Source organism: Pseudomonas sp. MC6, from assembly GCF_054790575.1.
Map to the genome: position 1 here is coordinate 4,047,180 of NZ_CP186504.1, position 22,793 is coordinate 4,069,972.

17 protein-coding genes are annotated in these 22,793 nt (G+C 58.2%); 8 read left to right on the forward strand and 9 right to left on the reverse strand.

The annotated features are described in order from the left end of the window. Nucleotides 1–209: 209 nt before the first annotated feature. The 4 genes from garD to kdgD all read right to left on the reverse strand — a co-directional run bounded on the left by garD (nt 210) and on the right by kdgD (nt 5,679). Complete coding sequence (garD, locus tag ACOYXE_RS18240; protein WP_160055851.1) at nt 210–1,763, reverse strand: galactarate dehydratase; 1,554 nt, start codon at nt 1,761–1,763, stop codon at nt 210–212. Between the two features lie 11 nt (nt 1,764–1,774). Then, nucleotides 1,775–3,136, reverse strand: coding sequence for an MFS transporter (locus ACOYXE_RS18245; protein WP_095049741.1), 1,362 nt, complete (start codon nt 3,134–3,136; stop codon nt 1,775–1,777). Between the two features lie 110 nt (nt 3,137–3,246). Next, nucleotides 3,247–4,692, reverse strand: coding sequence for an aldehyde dehydrogenase family protein (locus tag ACOYXE_RS18250; RefSeq protein ID WP_123375760.1), 1,446 nt, complete (start codon nt 4,690–4,692; stop codon nt 3,247–3,249). Nucleotides 4,693–4,767: 75 nt separating this feature from the next. Then, nucleotides 4,768–5,679, reverse strand: a complete 912-nt coding sequence (gene kdgD, locus ACOYXE_RS18255) for a 5-dehydro-4-deoxyglucarate dehydratase (RefSeq protein ID WP_016984321.1) — start codon at nt 5,677–5,679, stop codon at nt 4,768–4,770. Between the two features lie 296 nt (nt 5,680–5,975). Here kdgD and ACOYXE_RS18260 point away from each other — a divergent pair, with 296 nt between their 5' ends. Both ACOYXE_RS18260 and ACOYXE_RS18265 read left to right on the forward strand, forming a co-directional pair. Then, nucleotides 5,976–6,356: a hypothetical protein gene (locus tag ACOYXE_RS18260; RefSeq protein ID WP_460926377.1), complete on the forward strand. Its 381-nt coding sequence runs from the start codon at nt 5,976–5,978 to the stop codon at nt 6,354–6,356. 194 nt (nt 6,357–6,550) lie between these two features. Beyond that, nucleotides 6,551–6,886: a hypothetical protein gene (locus tag ACOYXE_RS18265; RefSeq protein WP_460926378.1), complete on the forward strand. Its 336-nt coding sequence runs from the start codon at nt 6,551–6,553 to the stop codon at nt 6,884–6,886. 5 nt (nt 6,887–6,891) lie between these two features. Here the strand turns inward: ACOYXE_RS18265 and ACOYXE_RS18270 are convergent, their stop codons facing one another. The 4 genes from ACOYXE_RS18270 to ACOYXE_RS18285 form a co-directional block, all read right to left on the reverse strand. Continuing rightward, nucleotides 6,892–7,638, reverse strand: a complete 747-nt coding sequence (locus tag ACOYXE_RS18270; RefSeq protein ID WP_456024199.1) for a FadR/GntR family transcriptional regulator — start codon at nt 7,636–7,638, stop codon at nt 6,892–6,894. 176 nt (nt 7,639–7,814) lie between these two features. After that, nucleotides 7,815–9,542: an ABC transporter ATP-binding protein/permease gene (locus tag ACOYXE_RS18275; RefSeq protein ID WP_460926379.1), complete on the reverse strand. Its 1,728-nt coding sequence runs from the start codon at nt 9,540–9,542 to the stop codon at nt 7,815–7,817. A 96-nt stretch (nt 9,543–9,638) separates the two neighbouring features. Next, nucleotides 9,639–10,199: a response regulator transcription factor gene (locus tag ACOYXE_RS18280; protein ID WP_003221630.1), complete on the reverse strand. Its 561-nt coding sequence runs from the start codon at nt 10,197–10,199 to the stop codon at nt 9,639–9,641. Then, the gene (locus ACOYXE_RS18285) at nt 10,192–11,454 is read right to left on the reverse strand and encodes an ATP-binding protein (RefSeq protein WP_007915316.1); all 1,263 of its coding nucleotides are present in this window, start codon (nt 11,452–11,454) and stop codon (nt 10,192–10,194) included. The genes ACOYXE_RS18280 and ACOYXE_RS18285 overlap by 8 nt, the downstream gene beginning before the upstream one ends. A 315-nt stretch (nt 11,455–11,769) precedes the next feature. Between ACOYXE_RS18285 and ACOYXE_RS18290 the strand changes: the two genes are divergently transcribed. Next, entirely contained in the window at nt 11,770–12,486 is a 717-nt protein-coding gene (locus ACOYXE_RS18290) for an SIMPL domain-containing protein (RefSeq protein ID WP_095119498.1), read from the forward strand. 172 nt (nt 12,487–12,658) lie between these two features. On the opposite strand, the gene ACOYXE_RS18295 is transcribed toward ACOYXE_RS18290, so the two are convergent. Further along, on the reverse strand, nt 12,659–13,024 hold the full coding sequence (locus ACOYXE_RS18295) for a DUF6124 family protein (protein ID WP_238785221.1): 366 nt from the start codon (nt 13,022–13,024) through the stop codon (nt 12,659–12,661). 1,112 nt (nt 13,025–14,136) lie between these two features. Between ACOYXE_RS18295 and ACOYXE_RS18300 the strand changes: the two genes are divergently transcribed. From ACOYXE_RS18300 to ACOYXE_RS18320, 5 genes are all read left to right on the forward strand, one after another. Further along, on the forward strand, nt 14,137–15,735 hold the full coding sequence (locus ACOYXE_RS18300; RefSeq protein ID WP_460926380.1) for an ABC transporter substrate-binding protein: 1,599 nt from the start codon (nt 14,137–14,139) through the stop codon (nt 15,733–15,735). Between the two features lie 260 nt (nt 15,736–15,995). Continuing rightward, nucleotides 15,996–17,621 carry an ABC transporter substrate-binding protein gene (locus tag ACOYXE_RS18305; protein WP_007917611.1) on the forward strand — a complete coding sequence of 542 codons (1,626 nt, stop codon included), beginning with the start codon at nt 15,996–15,998 and terminating at the stop codon, nt 17,619–17,621. 299 nt (nt 17,622–17,920) lie between these two features. Next, nucleotides 17,921–19,519 (forward strand): ABC transporter substrate-binding protein, encoded by a 1,599-nt coding sequence (locus tag ACOYXE_RS18310; RefSeq protein ID WP_460926381.1) that lies wholly within the window; start codon nt 17,921–17,923, stop codon nt 19,517–19,519. A 175-nt stretch (nt 19,520–19,694) separates the two neighbouring features. After that, the gene (locus ACOYXE_RS18315) at nt 19,695–21,110 is read left to right on the forward strand and encodes an OprD family porin (RefSeq protein ID WP_460926382.1); all 1,416 of its coding nucleotides are present in this window, start codon (nt 19,695–19,697) and stop codon (nt 21,108–21,110) included. 77 nt (nt 21,111–21,187) lie between these two features. After that, the gene (locus tag ACOYXE_RS18320; RefSeq protein WP_160055833.1) at nt 21,188–22,783 is read left to right on the forward strand and encodes an ABC transporter substrate-binding protein; all 1,596 of its coding nucleotides are present in this window, start codon (nt 21,188–21,190) and stop codon (nt 22,781–22,783) included. The last annotated feature ends 10 nt before the right edge of the window (nt 22,784–22,793 follow it).

Sequence of the window (22,793 nt, forward strand, 5' to 3'; positions counted from 1 at the left end):
CAATGATAAAGCAAAAGCCCCTCACCCTAGCCCTCTCCCCGAGGGAGAGGGGACCGATCGGGGGATATTCTAAAAATCCACCGACCTGAAATGACATCGCTGAATCCATAATCGACCCGATTTTTCAGGTCGATGTACAGCGCAAGACAACTCGGTCGGCCCCCTCTCCCTCCGGGAGAGGGCTGGGGTGAGGGCAAGCCGATCACACATCAGGTAATCGGCGCCGGATTGAACAACGTAATGTCGTTATGCAGCTTGTGCTTCTCCGCCCACGTCTGCTGTTTGCCGCTCGCAACATCCAGGTAATAGTGAAACAACTCCCAACCCAATTCCTCGATCGTCGCGCGCCCGGTCGCGATCCGCCCGGCATCAATGTCGATCAGATCCGGCCAACGTTGCGCCAACTCTGTCCGCGTCGAGACTTTCACCACCGGCGCCATCGCCAAACCATACGGCGTGCCACGCCCGGTAGTGAACACATGCAGGTTCATTCCCGCCGCCAACTGCAACGTGCCGCAGACAAAATCACTCGCCGGGGTCGCACAGAAAATCAAACCCTTCTGCTTGAAGCGCTCGCCAGGGCCAAGCACGCCATTGATCGCGCTGCTGCCGGATTTGACGATCGAGCCCAGCGACTTCTCGACAATGTTCGACAGCCCGCCCTTCTTGTTGCCCGGCGTGGTGTTGGCGCTGCGATCCGCCTCGCCCTTGGCCAGGTAACGGTCGTACCAGTCCATCTCGCGCACCAGTTCCTCGGCAACGGTTTTGCTTTCGGCGCGTGAAGTCAGCAGGTAAATCGCATCGCGCACTTCGGTGACTTCGGAAAACATCACCGTCGCCCCCGCTCGCAGCAGCAAGTCCGAGGCATAACCCAGCGCCGGGTTGGCGGTGATGCCGGAAAACGCATCACTGCCACCGCACTGCATGCCGAGGATCAACTCGGACGCCGGCACGGTTTCGCGGCGGCGCTGGTCGAGCTTCTTCAAACGGACTTCAGCCAGTTCCATGATCTGCTCGATCATCTCGGTGAAACCGTGACTGGAATCCTGCAAGCGATACAGCCAAGGATCGCTGAGATCCACCGACGCATCGTCTTCGTGCATGACCTGAGCGGCCTGCAATTTCTCGCAGCCCAGACTGATCACCAACGCCTCGCCACCGAGGTTCGGGTTGCGCGCCAGATTGCGCACGGTGCGAATCGGGATGTAGGCGTCGGTGGCGGTAATTGCCACGCCGCAACCGTAACTATGAGTCAGCGCCACCACGTCATCGACGTGCGGATACTTCGGCAGCAGCTCTTCCTTGATGCGTTTTACCGCGTGATCAAGCACGCCGGTGACGCACTGTACGGTCGTAGTGATGCCGAGAATATTGCGCGTGCCGACGGTGCCGTCAGCGTTGCGATAGCCCTCGAACGTGAAGCCCTCCAGCGGTGCCTGCGCGTCCGGCACCTCGGTGGACAGCGGCAAGCTGTCCAGCGGCGGCGCGGTCGGCATGCGCAGTTGATCTTCCTTGACCCAACTGCCTCGGCGAATCGGCTGCAACGCGTAGCCAATCACCTGACCGTAGCGAATCACCTGGCCGCCCTCGGGAATGTCTTCGAGGGTGACCTTGTGGCTCTGCGGCACAAATTCCAGCGTCACCAGGCCATCGGCAAATTCAGTGCCGGCCGGGGCGCCCTGGTCGTTGACCACTACCACCACATTGTCCCGCTCGTGCAGGCGGATGTGGCGCGGCGAGTCGGAATGTTCAATCAACTGCATGACGCCGCTCCTCAGGAATGCGCTTGGGACAATTTGCCGGTGGCTTCAGTACCGCCATTGGTTGGCGGCTCTTTGAGTACCACACGTTTGATCGGGCCAACGATGACCAGATAGCTGAACACCGCGACCAGTGCGTTGGCACCGACGAACACCAGCGCCCATTTGAACGAACCGGTGGAGCTGATGATGTAGCCAATCACGATCGGCGTGGTAATCGAAGCGATGTTGCCGAAAGTGTTGAACAGGCCACCGCTCAGACCGGCGATCTGTTTTGGCGAGGTGTCGGAAACCACCGCCCAGCCCAGTGCGCCAACGCCTTTGCCAAAGAAGGCCAGGGCCATGAAGCCAACGACCATCCATTCCACTTCAACATAGTTGCAGGCAACGATGCTGCTGGAAACCAGCAGGCCGGCAATGATCGGCGCTTTGCGGGCGAAGGTCAGCGAGTGGCCCTTGCGCAGCAGGTAGTCGGAAATCACCCCGCCGAGTACGCCGCCGATAAAGCCGCAGATTGCCGGCAACGAGGCGATGAAACCCGCCTTGAGAATGGTCATGCCACGCTCTTGCACCAGATACACCGGGAACCAGGTCAGGAAGAAGTAAGTGATGCCGTTGATGCAGTACTGGCCCAGATACACGCCGAGCATCATGCGATTGGTCAGCAGCTGACGGATGTAATCCCACTTCGGACCGTCGGACTTTTTGCCCTTCTGGTCCATGTCGACCATGCCGCCGTTTTCAGCGATGTGTTTGAACTCGGCTTCGTTGATACGCGGGTGCTCACGCGGGCTGTAGATCACTTTCAGCCAGACCAGCGAGAAGATGATCCCGAGGATGCCCATAACGATAAACACGTGCTCCCAGCCAAAGGAGTAAACGATCCAGCCCATCAGCGGTGCGAACAACACGGTGGCAAAGTATTGCGCCGAGTTGAAGATCGCCGAAGCGGTGCCGCGTTCAGCGGTCGGGAACCAAGCGGCGACGATGCGCGCGTTGCCGGGGAAGGATGGCGCTTCAGCCAGACCGACCAGGAAGCGCAGCATGAACAGCGCAACGATGGCGGTGGACATGCCGAACTCACCGACAAAGCCTTGCAGCACGGTGAACAGCGACCAAGTGAAAATGCTCAGGGCATAGACTTTTTTCGAGCCGAAGCGATCGAGCAGCCAGCCACCGGGAATTTGCCCGGCCACATAGGCCCAACCGAATGCGGAGAAGATGTAACCGAGGGTGACCGCGTCGATACCGAGGTCTTTTTGCAGGCTGGAACCGGCGATGGCGATAGTCGCACGGTCGGCGTAGTTGATCGTGGTCACCAGAAACAGCATGAGCAGGATCAAATAGCGGACGTGAGTCGGCTTGGACGATTGCATGTAGATGTACTCCCACTGATTATTTTTATGCGCGGGTGAATCTTCTTTGGTCTTGCATCTATTCCCTGTAGGAGCAGCCTTCGGCAGCTCCTACAGGGGTATTGCGTGTATCAGGAGCCGATGTAACTGGTCTTCACGACCGTGTAAAACTCTTGCGCATAGCGGCCTTGCTCACGTGATCCATAGGATGAACCTTTACGGCCACCGAACGGAACGTGGTAATCGACGCCAGCGGTCGGCAGATTGACCATGACCATCCCGGCCTGCGAATGGCGCTTGAAGTGGTTGGCGTACTTCAGCGAGGTGGTTGCAATACCCGCCGAGAGACCAAATTCGGTGTCGTTGGCCATCGCCAGCGCCGCGTCGTAGTCAGCTACGCGAACGATATTGGCCACCGGGCCGAAGATCTCTTCGCGGCTGATGCGCATCGACGCTTCACTGTCGGCAAACAGCGTTGGCGCGAGGAAGTAACCCTCGGTGTCGCAAGTTACCAGACCGCCGCCGCTGACCAGACGCGCACCTTCGGACTGGCCTATATCGATGTACTTCATGTCCTGTTCCAGCTGCGCTTGCGAAACAACTGGACCAATATCGGTGCCGGATTTCAGTGCGTGGCCGACCTTGATCGACTTCATGCGCTCGGCCATGGCTTCAACGAACTTGTCGTGAATCCCGGCGGTGACGATCAAACGGCTCGACGCGGTGCAACGCTGGCCGGTGGAGTAGAACGCGCTCTGCACCGACAGCTCGACCGCTTGTTTGAGGTCGGCGTCATCGAGAATGATCTGCGGGTTCTTGCCGCCCATTTCCAGCTGAACCTTGGCCTGGCGCGACACGCAGTTGACCGCGATCTGACGACCCACGCCCACCGAACCGGTGAAGCTGATGCCGTCGACTTTCGGGCTCTGCACCAACGCATCGCCAACCACGCGACCGCTGCCCATCACCAGGTTGAACACGCCAGCCGGGAAGCCTGCGCGGGAAATGATTTCCGCCAGTGCCCAAGCGCAGCCCGGCACCAGATCGGCCGGTTTCAACACCACGCAGTTGCCGTAGGCCAGCGCCGGGGCGATTTTCCACGCAGGAATCGCGATCGGGAAGTTCCACGGAGTGATCAGACCCACCACGCCTAGCGCTTCGCGGGTCACTTCAACGTTGACGCCCGGACGCACCGACGGCACGTAGTCGCCTGACAGGCGCAGACATTCACCGGCGAAGAATTTGAAGATGTTACCGGCGCGGGTCACTTCACCGATGGCTTCAGGCAGGGTCTTGCCCTCTTCCCGGGCCAGCAGGGTGCCGAGCTCTTCACGACGGGCGAGGATTTCCGTGCCGACTTTATCCAGCGAATCGTGACGGGCCTGAATACCCGAAGTCGAATACGCCGGGAATGCCGCGCGGGCAGCGTCGATGGCGGCGTGAACCTGAGTCAGATCAGCCTTGGCGTAATCGCCGATGGTGTCGCTCAGTTCGGACGGGTTGATGTTGGCCGAGTAGTCGGCACCGGCAACCCATTCGCCGTTGATGTAGTTGTCGTAGCGTTTTGCAGTTGTCACAGGGGCAGCCCTCACATCTCAAAGCCTTCACGCAAAAAGCCGCTGATTGCTCAGCGGCCTCGCTTTTATCGGGTGTTACTGCGCACCTTGCTTGTCGATCAGCGCGGCGAGCATTTCGTACTCTTCACCGGTCAGATCGGTCAGCGGCGCCCGCACCGGGCCTGCGTCATAGCCGGCGATTTTCGCGCCTGCCTTGACGATGCTCACGGCATAACCGGCCTTGCGGTTACGGATATCCAGGTACGGCAGGAAGAAGTCGTCGATGATCTTGCCGACGGTGGCGTGATCTTCACGGGCGATCGCGTGGTAGAAGTCCATCGCGGTTTTCGGAATGAAGTTGAACACCGCCGAAGAGTAAACCGGTACGCCCAGCGCCTTGTAGGCGGCGGCATAGACTTCGGCGGTCGGCAGGCCACCCAGATAGCTGAAGCGATCACCGAGGCGGCGACGGATCGACACCATCAACTCGATATCGCCCAGACCGTCCTTGTACCCGATCAGATTCGGGCAGCGCTCGGCCAGACGTTCCAGCAGCGGCGCGGTCAGGCGGCAAACGTTGCGGTTGTAAACGACTACGCCGATGTTGACCGATTTGCACACGGCTTCAACGTGAGCGGCAACACCGTCCTGGCTCGCTTCGGTCAGGTAGTGCGGCAGCAGCAACAGACCTTTGGCGCCCAGACGCTCGGCTTCCTGAGCGTATTCGATGGCCTGACGGGTCGAACCACCGACACCGGCGAGGATCGGCACGCTGGTTTCACAGGTGTCGACGGCAGTCTTGATGATTTCCGAGTACTCGCTGGCAGCCAGGGAGAAGAACTCACCGGTGCCGCCGGCGGCGAACAAGGCTGAAGCGCCATACGGAGCCAGCCACTCCAGACGTTTGATGTAGCCGGCGCGGTTGAAATCGCCCTGCGCGTTGAAATCGGTCACCGGGAAAGACAGCAGGCCGGCAGAGAGGATGGACTTCAGTTCTTGTGGATTCATTATTCGAACACCCTGGTAGCAACGTTTTTTGTGATTGGTCCGTTCAGCCTTCGCTGAAGTTGTAGGTCATCGTACAACTTAAATAATAACCGTCAACTGCATTTCATCGTTGTGGGTGTTTTTTTGTCGGACAAAGCTGTTTAAGGCTTGGCAGAAATCGTCGCAAAAGCCCGTGTTTAAAGGGTTCTAGCGCGGAAATGTCTGGTCAAGATTCGTTTACTGAGCGTTGGAGAAACGCCGGGTAAGGTGCGACGACTGCCACGAAGGATCGTGGCGGACCTTCGAAGGAAACCGAAATGTTTGTGAATTATGCTGCACCGACCCTCGCGCAAATCGCCTCTTCTGCCTCTGCCCCCCTCACCCTTCAGCTATCCGCGCTACCCGATGTATTGATCGTACAAGTCCCGGACTCCAGCGATTTTCCGGCGAACTGGAGCGTCTACCCGATTCTCGGTGAAGACCCGGAAGAGCCGGAATGGGCAGGCGAGGAAGTGGACACTGGCACCTGGGACGATGCCGAGGACGAGATGGAAAAACTGACGGGGATCGAGTTGCAGTTGCCTAAAGAGGTGCTACGTCCGTACCTGAACAGGCAGATTGAACTGCGTTACAAGTTTGTCGATGAATCGAGTATGGAGCCGTTTTCGGAGGTGTTGACGTTGCAGATCGCGGGCTGATGCTCGTATTGCGCCTGTACTTTTAACGGTCTGGCGCAAGCTATCAACAGATCCACCGTTCGTCTGAACTGGTATTTCTTACAGGTGCCAGCCATTTTTTCCTCGTTCCTACTGACCAAGTCCGTGACGAAACAAACCTGCGCGATGCTGTGGATCGAATCACGGCTTAATCATTTAGAGAAAGGAGTTTAGAGATGGGCTCATCAGAACAAGATTATCCGAAGTTGAAGATCGTTGGCGCCGTTTTAGAGAATGGAAGTTGGATTCTTCGCCTGAAAGATGTGGATGATCCAGTTTATGTAATCCTTGGTAGCTACCCTAACCCTAGGGTGGGCGATCGAGTCGAGTTTGAGCTGATATTGCTTACCGGCACCGAGAGATATCCGAGAGAAATAACAGAAGATAATCTAGGGAAGGCGCTTTTATTTGAAATCCCGAAATCGAAGCTTACCGCCTCAATTGCGCGCCTTTGGTATTCCATAAATGGCAATCCTTATACAGACCCACTCGACTTGCGAGTAATACAGTAACCACTTCAACCCTGCGCCTGCGCCTCTTCATGGGCTTGGCGCAGTCTTTCGCGGCTGTTGGTCAGGTGCAGCCGCATCGCCGCACGCGCCGCATCGGAATCCTGACGGGCAATCGCGTCGTAGATTTCTTCGTGTTCACGGCTCAGGCGCCCCATGTAGTGCTGTTGATCATCATGGGCCAGCCGCGCCGAGTTCAGCCGCGTACGCGGAATGATGCTGGTGCCCAGGTGGGTCATGATGTCGGTGAAATAGCGGTTGCCGGTGGACAGCGCGATTTCCAGGTGAAAAGCAAAGTCCGACGCCACAGCATCGCTGGCGTGGGCTGCACTTTCGTTGAGCGCATCGAGCGCGGCGCGCATGGTCGCCAGTTGCTCGGCGCTGCGACGTTGCGCGGCAAGGCCGGCAGATTCCACTTCGAGGCTGATACGTAACTCGAGAATGGCCAGCACATCACGCAGGGTGACGACAGTGGCCGGGTCGATACGAAAACCACTCGGGCTCGGCGTGTCGAGTACGAAGGTGCCGATGCCGTGGCGGGTTTCCACCTGGCCAGCAGCCTGCAAACGGGAAATCGCCTCGCGCACCACGGTGCGGCTGACGCCATGGGCTTCCATGATTGCCGACTCGGTAGGCAGTTTGTCACCGCGTTTGAGCAGGCCATCGCGGATCTGCTCGCTCAGCACCGTCACCAGTTCCTGGGCCAGGCTGCGGCGCTTGCGTGGGAGACGCGGGGTGTCAATCAGGTTTTCCATGGTGTGCATCTAGTCTCGAAAATTCGGCTTGTGGGCATGATAGCTCAAGCGGGTTGTACGATCACTGTCAACACGACGTTCCTGTAGGAGCTGCCGAAGGCTGCGATCTTTTTATTTTGATCTTTAAAATCAAAAGATCGCAGCCTTCGGCAGCTCCTACAAGGGATTTGCGGTGATCAGGCAGTCACGGTTTGTTCAACCAGATGGCCGCTGTCGATCCGCACGTGCCGTGGATGGAAGCGTTTCAAACTGCTGCGATGGCCGACGCTGACAATGCTCAGCCCCGGCAACTGATCAATCAGTGCCTGATATAGCGTCGCTTCGTCTTCCTCGTCCATCGCCGAAGTGGCTTCGTCCATGTACAGCCATTGCGGTGCGTAAAGCATTGCGCGAGCGAAGGCCAGTCGTTGCTGTTCGCCCGGCGATAGCATGCGTTGCCAGTGATTGGCCTCGTCCAGCCGCGCGACCAGATGCGGCAAGCGGCAGGTTTCCAGCACTTGTGCATAACGCTCCGGCGCGTAAGTGTCTCCCGGTTGTGGATAACTCAACGCCTCGCGCAGAGTACCGATCGGCAGATAGGGTTTTTGCGGCAAGAACAGATAACGCGCCGCCGGCAAACGGATGTTGCCGTGGCCCGCCGGCCACAAATGGCCCATCGCCCGCAACAGCGTCGACTTGCCGCTGCCGGAACGGCCGCTGAGCATCACGCGCTCACCCGCTTCGACGGTCATGTCGGCGCTGGTCAGCAGATGACGACCGTCGGCCAGATCCAGACCGAGTTTGTGCACCTGCAATTCGTTGCCCTGATTCTGCACGTCGATTGCTGGCGTGCGTTCTTCGTTGTCGGTCATGGCCTGACGGAAACTCAGCAGACGATCACAGGTGGCACGCCAGGAAGCGAGGCTCTGGTACGCACTGATGAACCAGCTGAAACTCTCCTGGACGTTGCCGAATGCCGAGCTGATCTGCATCAGCTCACCCAGCTCGATCTTGCCGGCAAGGTAACGCGGCGAAGCCACGATGAACGGAAAGATAATGGCCGCCTGACTGTAACCGGCGGTGAAAAAGGTCAGGCGCTTGGACACTTTCATGATGTCCCAGAAGTTGTGCCAGACATTGCCGAAGCGGGCGCTCAGACGACGATTTTCGTTCGGCTCTCCGTTGTACAACGCGATGCTTTCGGCATTCTCGCGAATCCGCACCATGGAAAAACGCAGGTCAGCTTCGAAACGTTGTTGTTGGTTGTTCAGTCCGATCAAGCGACGACCAATCAAATGCGTCAGCCAGCTGCCCACCACCGCATACACCAGCACACACCAGAACATGTAGCCGGGAATGGTGACGCCATAGATTTCGATGCTACCCGACACGCCCCACAAAATGATCGAGAACGACACCAGACTGACGATATTGCGCAGCAGGCCGATACCCAGTTCGAGGGTGTTGGAGGTGAAGTTGTTGAGGTCCTCGGAAATACGCTGGTCCGGGTTATCGGTGTAACCGCCCTGCTCCAACTGGTAGTAATTCTTGTCGGCAAGCCAACGCGAGAAATGCTTTTCAGTGAGCCAGGCCCGCCAGCGAATCGTCAGCATCTGCGTCAGATAGAGCCTGTACACCGCACCGACAATTGCCACCGCCGCAATCCCGCAGAAATACAGAATCAAACGCCAGAACGCCACTTCATCCTTCTTTTGCAGGGCGTTGTAAAAATCCTTGTACCAGGTGTTGAACCACACCGAGATGCCCACGCTCAGCAGCGAGAGCGCGATCACCGCAATCAGCAACGTCCAGGCTTTGCCCTTCTCTTCACTGCGCCAGTACGGCGTGATGATCGCCCAAACCTTGCGAAAAAACTGCCCGCGCACAGCATCGTTGACCGCGGAATATTCAGCGTTCTGATTCATGGATAAAGCTCGATATAGAAAAGAACAGACACGCACCGATCATAGATGATCGGTGCGTTTTATCGCGAGCGCTGGCGATAGTCGTTCAGCGCAGGTTCAGCGACGAACCGGGCGCTTCTGCAGTTTGCGCTGCAGGGTACGGCGGTGCATGCCCAGAGCGCGGGCAGTGGCGGAGATGTTGCCTTCGTGCTCGGTGAGCACGCGCTGGATGTGCTCCCACTGCAAGCGGTCAACCGACATCGGGTTTTCCGGCACCAGACTGTCGAGGTCGGCGTGCTCGGACAACAACGCGGCCAGCACGTCGTCGGCATCGGCCGGTTTGCACAGGTAATTGCAGGCGCCGCGCTTGATCGCTTCGACCGCGGTGGCAATGCTCGAATAACCGGTAAGGATCACCACGCGCATTTCCGGGTCCAGCTCCAGCAGCTTGGGCAGCAGCACCAGACCGGAGTCGCCGTCCATTTTCAGGTCGAGCGCAGCGTAATCAGGCAGATCGGCCTGGGCAATGGTCAGGCCTTCTTCGGCCGAGCCGGCAGTACTGACGCGAAAGCCACGACGAGCCATCGCGCGGGCCATCACTCGGGTAAACGTTGCGTCGTCGTCGACCAGCAGCAAATGCGGCAGTTCTTCGCCTTCGACTTGGATTTCGTCACTCATGTTGGTCTCCTCGGGCGCCGTGGGGCAGGCGCAGCTCGGTGAGCGTGCCGCCTTCCTCATGACTATAGAGTTTCACTGAGCCGCCGGCGCGTGTCACGCTGGCCTTGCTCAAAAACAGGCCCAGGCCGAAACCTTTGCCCTTGGTGGTAAAAAACGGTTTGCCGATCTGTTCGGCGATGGCCAGCGGCACACCGGCGCCGTGGTCACGAATGCTGATGGTCAGGTTCTCGACGTCCCAGTCCAGAGTCACTTTGAGATTTTCCGGGCAGGCATCGGCGGCGTTGTTGAGCAGATTCAACAGCGCCTGAGTCAGATCCGGCGGCGGCGCCATGCGCGGCACGGTGCCCTGGCCGAGGCGGTGGAAGCGATAACTGGCCTCCGGACGCATCAGGTGCCAGCGGTTCAGCGCTTCGTCGAGCCAGTCGGTGACGTCCTGCATCTCGACGGCCAAGCGACGATTGGCTTCGGCGGCACGCACCAGTTGTTGCAAGGTTTCCTTGCAGAGTTTGACCTGATCCTGCAGCACCTTCAGATCATCCTGCAGCATGGGGTCGGGATGATCCTGCTGCATCTCCTTGAGCAACACGCTCATGGTCGCCAGCGGTGTGCCAAGTTCATGGGCGGCACCAGCGGCCTGGGTGGCGACGGCGAGCAATTGCTGATCGCGCAGGCCTTCTTCACGGCGGATCGCACGCAATTCTTCCTGACGGCGCAGCTCTTCAGCCATGCGCGCGGCGAAGAAGGTGATCACCGCCGCTGCCAGTGCAAAGCTCAGCCACATGCCGTAGATCTGCAAGTTCTCGCGGGCCACTGGCAGGGTTTCCAGCGGATAGAAACGCGTCAGCATCACGGTGTACAGCGCCAGCGCGATGCCGGAGAGAATCACCGAATAGCGCCATGGCAGCGTCACCGCAGCGATGGTCAGCGGCACCAGATAATAGGAAACAAAGGGGTTGGTCGAACCACCGGAGAAGTACAGCAGCGCACTGTGGATCACCAGATCACAGGCCAGTTGCAGCGCATATTCAAGCTCGGTGACCGGCCACGAAGTACGCAGACGCACGGCGGTGAACACGCAAAGCAGCGTCGAGCAGCCGAGGGTCATCGCCAGTTGCACCCACGGCAACGGCAACAATTGCAGCCAGTAGGCCAGGCCTACGGAGCCAGCCTGCGCGGCGAGCACCAGGGTGCGGATGAAAGTCAGCCGCCAGAGGTTCTGGCGAGTGGCGGAAGTCAGTTGTACGGGGGCGAGCATGAGCTCTCCTGATGAGCGCTCCAGGCGGATCGCACGGAGTATAACCAACGCGCGGCCTTGAGAGGCGAAAGTGCGGCAAACGACCACATGGCGAAAACATCTTCGGCGGCTATAAGGGCCTCTTCGCGAGCAGGCTCGCTCCCACCTTTGAAATGCATTCCCCTGTGGGAGGGAGCCTGCTCGCGATTGGCTGCGCAGCAGCCCCGGCCATCTGTATAGAAGTTGTAACTGGGCGAACCGGATCATAAAAGCTAGAGTCTGATGGTTTCACGCAGGCCCCCGAACCATCACCTGCGCCCTCATCAAGGAGCTTTCATGCACACATTTCGCCGCAGCGCCGCCCTTCTCGCCCTGACCGTCGGCAGCGTCGCCAGCCTTCCGGCCCTGGCCGCCGATGAGCTGCACTACAACCAGATTTCCCTGCGCGCCGAAGTCAGCACGGAAGTCGCCCGCGACCTGATGATCGTCACCCTCTACACCGAAGAGCAAAACACCGACCCGGCGAAACTCGCCGCAGACGTCAGCACCACCATGAACAAGGCCTTGGCCCAGGCCAAGCAAGTCAAAGACATCACTCTGCGCCAAGGCAGCCGCAACAGCTACCCGATCTACGACACCAAAGGCCAGAAGATCACCGGCTGGCGTGAACGCGCCGAACTGCGCCTGGAAAGCGCCGACTTCGCCGCCCTGTCCAAACTCACCGGCGAACTGTTGGGCGACCTGAAAATGGGCGGCATGGACTTCGCCATCGCCGACCCGACCCGCAAATCCAGTGAAGACCAGTTGCTCAAAGAAGCAGTGACCGCCTTCAAGGCCCGCGCCCAACTGGCCACCGACGCACTGGGCGGCAAGGGCTACAAAATCGTCAACCTGAACCTCAACAGCAACGGTTATCCGCAGCCGTACCTGCGCGCACCGATGATGATGAAAGCGGCGGCCATGGATTCCGCGCCGGTTACGCCGGAAGTTGAAGCGGGTACGAGCCAAGTCAGCATGACCGCTGATGGTTCGATTGAAGTGTTGATGCAGTGATTTGATGTGGGCTGAATAAAAAGCCGCCGATCGGTGAATGATTGGCGGTTTTTTTGTGCCCACAAATTTTGTGTTGAATGTTCCGTCGCCATCGCGAGCAGGCTCACTCCTACAATTTGGAATGCATTCCCCTGTAGGAGTGAGCCTGCTCGCGATGAACGATAACGCGGTCTCAGGTCTGCGGATCAACCCGATCCAGCGCCCGATTCACCGCCAACTCGGCCAGCATAATGATCTGCTGAATCGCCAACGCCGTATTACGCTCGGGCCGGCCCAACTGATCGGCAAAGTTACCGATAAGGGTGTTCGCCGACGCCAGTGATTCACAGGCATGCGCCAGCAGGCTTTCGGTGTCGATGTTTGGCTGGATCAGGAACATCGTGCTGGGTTGGCGAGGCTTGATAGGTTCGGGGCTGAGGTAGAAATCCAGGGCGCGTTTGATGGCTTCGCGGGTTTTGATCTGGTCGTCGGCGCGGATGGCGTCTTCGAGTGGGGATGTGGATTCGAGTGGTGGATCGGGGACAATTTTATCTTTCATGAAAATCTGCTCGTCATTCGAGCCACCCTCAGCCATTTCTCACGTGGCAAAGGGTGGCAGCTATGTGCGGAGTGAGAAACCGGTGAGCAGAAAACCGGCCAGACCGAAGTCTGCCCGCACACAGCCGCCATAAGGCATTGCGACAGCAAATAAGCCGGCCGCAATTATGGTCTTACTGGTGCTAGTTTCAAGCTCGGCGGGTTCTCACACCCGATCACTGAACATTCAGCGACACCCAGAGCCTAGAGAGCCGACGTCCGACGGACAACCTGAAAACCTTGTGGGAAGGTTCTGGTTATCTGACACAGATTTAAACAGCCAAAAGCCAACCCTCACCCTAGCCCTCTCCCAGAGGGAGAGGGGACTGACCGTGGTGTTTGGGACAGATACGCCGACTTGAAATACCGAGTCGAATCCAGATTCTGAAACAGATCAAAAGCCCCTCACCCTAGCCCTCTCCCAGAGGGAGAGGGGACTGACCGTGGTGTTTGGAAGAGTTACGCCGACGTGCAATACCGCGTTGAACTCAGATTTTGAAAAGCCCACAAATCGGCTCCCTCTCCTTAGGGAGAGGGCTGGGGTGAGGGGCGAATCCACCAAAAAACCAAAGCCGACCACCCGCTCTTCACCACTCAATAGGCCGAGTGTCAGCTCGCCTGCTCTTGATCTTGATCCACGGGCGACGTCGGAAGGCTGAGTGGAGGGATTGATCCGGGCGTGGGAGCGCAGCGACCGTTTGGCGCAGCCAAACACAGCGGGAGTAGGTGCAGCGACCGTTTGGCGCAGCCAAACACAGCGGGAGTAGGTGCAGCGAAGCAAACCGGAGACGCTGCGCCCGGATCGATCCCGCAGCGAAGGAACCCCGAGCCCCAGCGAGCGGGCCGCACGCAGGAGCAAGCCTTTTTGGTTACTTTTTCGGCGTCTGGAAAAAGTGACCCGCCGTAAGGGCGGAACCCTAAGCCGCCATAACCGAAGCAACGGATATGTACCCAATAAAAAAACGCCCAGATATACCGAGATAGACACTCCCCCGAGAAAAACGATATTTCCGATACCCCGCTATTCCCCGCTAACCTCAACCAACAACCACCTCCAATCTTCCCGGGGATTCCATGCCAAGATTCACCCTAAAACCGCTCCTGATCTCCCTGGCCCTGGCCACAACCGCCCCGCTAGCAAACGCCACAACCCTGGTCTACTGCTCCGAAGCCAGCCCCGCCGGCTTCGACCCCAGCCAATACACCAGCGGCACCGACTTCGACGCCTCCGCCGAAACCGTCTTCAACCGCCTCACCCAATTCAAACGCGGCGGCACCGACATCGAACCCGGCCTGGCAACAAAATGGGACATCTCCCCGGATGGCCTGCAATACACCTTCCACCTGCGCCAAAACGTAAAATTCCACACCACCGACTACTTCAAACCGACCCGCGACTTCAACGCCGACGACGTGCTGTTCACCTTCCAGCGCCTCCTCGACCCGGACAACGCCTTCCGCAAGGCCTACCCCGCCGAGTCCCCCTACTTCACCGACATGGGCCTGAACACCACAATCAAATCGGTAGAAAAACTCGACGACCAGACCGTGCGCTTCAACCTCAACAACGTCGACGCCGCGTTCGTGCAAAACCTCGCCATGAGCTTCGCCTCGGTGCAATCAGCTGAATACGCCGCGCAACTGTTGAAGGAAGGCAAAGCCGCCGACCTCAACCAGAAGCCGATCGGCACCGGCCCGTTCGTGTTCAAGCGCTACCAAAAGGATTCGCAAATCCGCTACGCCGCCAACACGGCCTACTGGAAACCCGAAGACGTGAAGATCGATAACCTGATTTTCTCGATCACTCCCGACGCCGCCGTGCGCCTGCAGAAGCTCAAGGCCGGCGAATGCCAGGTCAGCGGCTACCCACGTCCGGCCGACATCGAAGTGATGGAAAAAGACCCGAACCTGCGTGTGCTCAAGCAGGCCGGTTTCAACCTCGGTTTCCTCGCCTACAACACCACCCACGCCCCTCTCGACCAGCTCAAGGTTCGACAGGCGCTGGACATGGCCATCGACAAACCGGCAATCATCAAAGCCGTTTACCAAAGCGCCGGCCAGTTGGCCCAAAACGCTTTGCCGCCAGCGCAATGGTCGTATGACTCGAACATCAAGGACGCCCCCTACGACCCGATAAAAGCGCGGGTGCTACTGAAAGAAGCAGGGGTTGCGCCGGGTACAACCATCAACCTCTGGGCAATGACAGTGCAACGCGCCTCAAACCCGAATGCGCGGATGTCGGCACAGATGATCCAGCAGGATTGGGAGAAAATCGGCATCAAGGCCAACATCGTCAGCTATGAATGGGGCGAGTACATCAAACGCGCGAAAAATGGCGAACACGACGCCATGATTTATGGTTGGACAGGTGACAACGGTGACCCGGACAACTGGCTGGGCGTGCTCTACAGCTGCGCGGCGGTAAAAGGCAGCAACTACGCCAAATGGTGCGATCCGGCCTACGACAACCTGGTGCAACAGGCCAAGTTGGCCACCGACAAAGATCAACGGGTAAAACTCTATCAACAGGCGCAACTGATCCTCAAACAGCAGGTGCCGATCACGCCGATTGCCAACTCCACGGTGTTCCAACCGCTGCGCAAGGAAGTCACTGATTTCCGGATCAGCCCGTTCGGTCTAACCCCCTTCTATGGCGTGGGTATAAATAAGTAACACCAAGCCCCAAGGCGGCGCGCACAACGTGACCAACGCACCGTTTTGGGGCTTCATTTGCACCGTAAAAACCGCCCGCAAACGGTCAAATGCGTCAGAAGTTATACAGATGCGACATTAAGGTACGTTCGTGCCACGCTTTGAGGCCGGCAGTCACTCTGGATCTTGCAATGGGTATGGCCCCTGCATAAGTATCCGCAGGCACGACTCACGAGGTCGTACCTCACAACTAAAAAATGACAACAAATCATGAGGCCAACATGCTTAAACACGCGGTCATTCCGTTTTTAGTCGGCGCAGGCTTGTTAGCCTCCGCACCTTTCGCATCCGCTGCGACTAACCTGGTGTTCTGCTCCGAAGGCAGCCCGGCCGGTTTCGACCCAGGCCAGTACACCACCGGAACCGACTTCGACGCCTCAGCCGAAACCATGTTCAACCGTCTGACCCAGTTCGAGCGCGGCGGCACCGCTGTGATTCCTGGTCTGGCGACCAAGTGGGACATTTCCGATGACGGCCTGACGTACACCTTCCACCTGCGCGAAGGCGTCAAATTCCACACCACCCCGTATTTCAAGCCGACTCGTGAGTTCAACGCCGACGACGTGCTGTTCACCTTCAATCGCATGATTAACAAGGATGACCCGTTCCGTAAGGCGTACCCGACCGAATTCCCGTACTTCACCGACATGGGGATGGACACCAACATCACCAAGATCGATAAAGTCGACGACCACACCGTCAAGTTCACTCTGAAAGAAGTTGATGCCGCGTTCATCCAGAACATGGCGATGAGCTTCGCCTCGGTACAGTCCGCCGAGTACGCTGCCCAGCTGCTCAAGGAAGGCAAGGCTGCCGACATCAACCAGAAGCCGATCGGCACTGGTCCGTTCGTGTTCAAGAGCTACCAGAAAGATTCCAACATCCGTTACACCGGCAACAAGGACTACTGGAAGCCTGAAGACGTGAAGATCGACAACCTGATCTTCGCGATCACCACCGACCCGTCGGTGCGTATTCAGAAGCTGAAAAAGAACGAGTGCCAGGTCACCCTGTTCCCGCGTCCGGCCGACCTGAAAGCGCTGAAAGAAGACAAGACCCTGAAGATGCCTGACCAGGCTGGTTTCAACCTGGGTTACATCGCCTACAACGTGATGGACAAGGTCAAGGGCAGCAACGAGGCCAACCCGCTGGCAGACCTGCGCGTACGTCAGGCGCTGGACATGGCAGTGAACAAGCCGCAGATCATCGATTCGGTTTACCAGGGCGCAGGCCAACTGGCGGTCAACGCCATGCCGCCGACCCAATGGTCTTACGACACCACCATCAAAGATGCCAAGTACGATCCTGAGAAAGCCAAACAGCTGCTCAAGGAAGCCGGCGTCAAGGAAGGGACCGAGATCGTGCTGTGGGCGATGCCGGTACAGCGTCCGTACAACCCGAACGCCAAACTGATGGCTGAAATGCTCCAGTCCGACTGGGCCAAGATCGGCTTGAAAGTGAAGATCACCAGCTACGAATGGGGCGAGTACATCAAGCGCTCCAAAGGTGGCGAGAACCAGGCCATGATCATTGGCTGGAGCGGTGACAATGGTGATCCGGACAACTGGCTGAACGTGCTGTTCGGTTGCGACTCGCTCAGCGGCAACAACTTCTCCAAGTGGTGCGACAAGAAGTTCGACGGCCTCGTCAAAGAAGCCAAGCGCACGACCGATCAGGGCAAGCGCACCGAACTGTACAAACAGGCGCAACACGTCCTCAAAGATGCAGTTCCAATGACACCTATCGCTCACTCGACGGTGTACCAACCCATGCGCGCCAACGTGCAGGACTTCAAGATCAGCCCATTCGGCTTGAACTCCTTCTACGGCGTCAGCGTCAGCAAATAAGGCACTGCAACGGCGACGTTTTTGACGTCGCCGTTGTTTTACCTGCCGGGAAGTTAGGAAATTGCCTACAGCCAATTCCGCTGCGGATTACCACAGTGGTATAGGACGCGTCGCCTTTTCCTACGAGCTTTAAGGCATTTACGCATTTACTGCCAGGACCGCGGCCCCTACCGTCGGGTACTGACCAGTTTCTGCGTGGGCCACCGGTTTGCCGTACGTACTGGTTTGAGCTCGATGCAGCCAAACGTCTCAGGATGGGACGGCGGCGCATTGAACAACACTAAAAAAGAGGGAGCGTCATGCGCCATACCTTGATTTTTTCCGCATTGCTGGGCGCCGGCCTGATGGCCGCCGCGTCCACCAGTTTCGCCGCCAGCAAAAGTCTGGTGTTCTGCTCTGAAGGCAGCCCGGCGGGTTTCGATACCGCGCAGTACACGACAGCGACCGATAACGACGCCGCCGAACCGATCTACAACCGTCTGGTCGAGTTCGAAAAAGGCGCGACCAATGTCGTCCCGGGCCTGGCAACCACGTGGGATATTTCCGAGGATGGCCTGAAATACACCTTTCACTTACGTGAAGGTGTGAAGTTTCATACAACGCCGTACTTCAAACCGACCCGCGACTTCAACGCCGATGACGTGTTGTTCACGTTTAATCGCATGCTGGATGTACAGCAGCCCTTCCGTAAGGCTTATCCAACCGAGTTCCCGTACTTCAACGGGATGAGCCTGAACAAGAACATCGCCAAGGTCGAAAAGACCGGGCCGCTGACCGTGGAGTTCACGCTCAACAGCGTCGACGCCGCGTTCATTCAGAACATCGCCATGAGCTTCGCCGCCATCCTGTCCGCCGAATACGCCGACAAACTGCTGGCCGAAGGCAAGCCGAGCGACATCAACCAGAAACCGATCGGCACCGGGCCGTTCGTGTTCAAGAGTTATCAGAAAGACTCGAACATTCGTTACACCGGTAATAAACATTACTGGGATCCGAGCCGGGTCAAACTCGACAACCTGATCTTCGCGATCAATACCGACGCCTCGGTGCGCGTGCAGAAGCTCAAGGCCGGCGAATGCCAGATCACCCTGCATCCGCGCCCTGCCGATGTTGAAGCGCTGAAGGCCGACCCGAAACTGCAACTGATCTCCAAGCCGGGTTTCAACCTCGGCTACATCGCCTATAACGTGCGCCACAAACCCTTCGACCAGCTCGAAGTGCGTCAGGCGCTGGACATGGCGGTAAATAAACAAGGGATTCTCAACGCTGTTTATCAAGGCGCCGGTCAACTGGCCGTCAACGCCATGCCACCGACCCAATGGTCCTACGACGACAGCATCAAAGACGCCGCCTACAACCCGGAAAAAGCCAAAGAGCTGCTCAAGGCTGCCGGTGTCAAAGAAGGCACCGAAATCACCCTGTGGGCGATGCCGGTGCAGCGTCCGTACAACCCCAACGCCAAACTGATGGCCGAAATGCTCCAGGCTGACTGGGCCAAGATCGGTCTGAAAGTAAAAATCGTCAGCTACGAATGGGGCGAGTACATCAAGCGCACCAAGAACGGCGAGCACGACATCAGTCTGATCGGCTGGACCGGTGACAACGGCGATCCGGACAACTGGCTCGGCACGCTGTACAGCTGCGATGCCATCGGCGGCAACAACTATTCCATGTGGTGCGACCCGGCTTACGACAAGCTGATCAAACAGGCCAAGGTCGTCACTGACCGCGACCAGCGCACCATGCTCTACAAACAGGCTCAGCAATTGCTTAAACAGCAAGTGCCGATCACGCCTGTCGCCCACTCGACGGTCAACCAGCCATTAAGCGCCAGGATCGAAGGGTTCAAAGTCAGCCCGTTCGGTCGCAACGTGTTCTCGGGTGTCGGTATCGATTAAACCAGACGATTAGCCGCAACGCTGGGGGGCGCTGTCTAGCCCCTCACGCAAGCGCTTTGCCGAAATTCGCCAATCCGGCCTTTTGCAAACGTTTGCGATGTGTGAATGAGTTCTAAACCAATAACCGGCATACCAAAAAAAGCCGGCATAAAAAGAAAGTAAAGGAGCTTCACCCATGAAACTGAGCAGCACCGCGATACTGGCCTTGGCCATCAGCAGCGTCACCGCCACGGCGTACGCAGAAACCCAAAGTCAGGCGTTCACTCCAGTGACCGTCAACGAGAAGAGCGCCCAGGCCGAAGCCACCGGTTTCCTCGAAGGTCAATCGATCAGCGGTTCGACCCGCAACTGGTACGCCAACGAGCAACTCAAGCGCGGCGGCAAGTTCGCCTATCGCAAGAACGGCCAATCGACCGAAACCGACCGCCGCATCAACTGGGTGCAAGGTACGATCATCAAGTACAACTCGGGTTTCACCGAAGGTACTGTCGGTTTCAGCACCGAAGTGGCGGCCTACAACGCCATCGCTCTTGAGCGTGACCGCGAAAACCTCGCCTCCAACAACGGCGGTGCACCGGGCACCCGTCCAGGCGCGGGCAACAACCGTACGCTGACCCGTGAAGGCGGCGATGCCGTCGGTCAGTGGAGCAAACTGGGCCTGGCGAACATCAAGGCACGTATCTCCAATACCACCCTGACCGCCGGCCGCATGAACTTCAGCAGCCCGCAGGTCGACGTGATCGGCAACCGTCCGCTGCCATCGAGCTTCGAAGGTATCGCGATCCACAGCGAAGAACTGAACAACCTGTCCTTCGACCTGGCCACCTTCGACCGCGTTTCGCCACGTACCGAAGAAAGCCTCAGCAAGTTCCGCTCCGAATACGGCAGCATCGACGCTGAAGCCGACCACGTGAACACCGCCGGTATCTCGTACCAGCCGTTCGCCAGTCTGACCACCAGCCTGTGGGGCACTCAGGCTGAAGACCTGTGGAACCAGTACTACTTCGGCGCTACCCACGTACTGGGTGACAGCTCCGTACTGAGCCTGACCACCGGCCTGAACTACTACAAGACTGTCGACGAAGGCAAAAAGCTGCTGGGCGACATCGACAACGACACCTACTCGCTGTCGTTCGGCCTGACTCATCTGGCGCACACCCTGACCTTCTCGTATCAGGAAGTGAACGGTAACGAGTACTTCGACTACCTGCACGAAACCAACGGTATCTACCTGGCCAACTCCCTGCTCTCGGACTTCAACGGCCCGAACGAGAAGTCCTTCCAGGTTTCCTACGGCATCAACATGGCCGAATACGGTGTACCGGGCCTGAAGTTCAACATCTACCAGGCGCGCGGCTGGGGCATCGACGGCACTCACTACAAGGGTGGCGGCTACGACGGTGTGCAATCGATGGACGGCGAGCACCACTATGAATACGGCATCGGTGCAACCTATGCCGTACAGAGCGGGCCACTCAAAGCCACCACGATTCGCGGCACCTACACCGCTCACCGCGCCAGCGAAAACCAGGCTGACGGCAGCATCAACGAGTTCCGTCTCGTGACCACGATTCCATTCAACATCCTGTAAAAAACGCCAGCCGACGGCTGACTCATGATGAGTCGGCCGTTCGGTTTTTGTCTTCAACCGATTGCAGAGGGTTATCGATGAAAATGCTTCCCCTACGTGCGGCCATCGCGGCTGCGTTGTTGAGCGCCGCCATCGGCGTCTCGGCCAAACCCTTGGTGGTCTGCACCGAAGCCAGTCCGGAAGGCTTCGATATGGTCCAGTACACAACTGCAGTCACGGCGGACGCTGTGGCCGAAACCATCTTCAACCGCCTGGTGGACTTCAAGCCCGGCACCACGGAAATCGTTCCGGCCCTGGCAGACACCTGGGAAATCAGTGAAGACGGCCTGACCTACACGTTCCACCTGCGCCAAGGTGTCAAGTTTCACACCACCGAATACTTCAAGCCGACCCGCGACATGAACGCCGACGACGTGGTCTGGAGCTTCCAGCGTCAGCTGGACCCGAATCACCCGTGGCACAAGCTGTCGAGCGTGGGCTTCCCGTACTTTGAAAGCATGGGCTTCAAAGAACTGCTCAAAAGCGTCGAAAAAATCGACGACCACACGGTCAAGTTCACCCTGACCCGCCGCGAAGCGCCATTCCTGGCCGACGTCGCGATGCCGTTCACCGCCATCTACTCCGCCGAATACGCTGATCAGTTGCTCAAGGCCAACAAGACCGGCGACCTGAACAACAAGCCAGTCGGCACCGGCCCGTTCATCTTCCAGCGCTATGCCAAAGACGCCCAGGTACGCTTCAAGGCCAACCCGGAATATTTCCGTGGCAAGCCACCAGCCGACGCGTTGATTCTGGCGATCGCCACCGACAACAACGTGCGCCTGCAGAAGCTCAAGGCCAACGAGTGCCAGATCGCGCTGTATCCGAAACCGGACGACATCCCGAGCATCAAGAAAGACGACAAGCTCAAGGTCGAAGAGCTGAACGCGATGACCGTCTCGTACATCGCCATGAACACTCAGCACAAATACATGAGCGACGTGCGCGTGCGTAAGGCGATCGATATCGCCTTCGACAAAGCGGCTTACGTCAACGCGCTGTTTGGCCCGGGCAATGCGACCGTTGCGGTCAACCCGTACCCGGACACGCTGCTGGGCTACAACCACGACCTGAAGAACCCTCCACGTGACCTCGACAAGGCTCGCGCCCTGCTCAAGGAAGCCGGGGTTCCGGACGGCACCGTGTTTACCCTGTTTACCCGCAACGGCGGCGGCCCGACCAACCCCAACCCGATGCTCGGCGCGCAAATGATGCAGGCTGACCTGGCGAAAGTCGGGATCAAGATCGACATCCGCGTGATGGAATGGGGCGAAATGCTCAAACGCGCCAAGGCCGGCGAGCACGACATGGTCTCGGCCGGATGGGCGGGCGACAACGGCGACCCGGATAACTTCCTGACGCCTATGCTCAGTTGCGAAGCTGCCAAGAACGGCGAAAACTACGCACGCTGGTGCAACGAGAAATTCCAGGCACTGCTCGACGAAGCACGGGCTAAAGTAGATCCGGCCGAACGCGCGAAACTCTATGAGCAGGCTCAGGTCCTGTTTAATCAGGATCAACCGTGGATCAGCATGGCCCACACCCGGATGTTTACCGCAATGCGTAACAACGTAGAGGGCTATCACATCAGCCCTCTCACCACTAATAACTTCGCCACCACCCAGGTGAAGTAGATAAGAAACT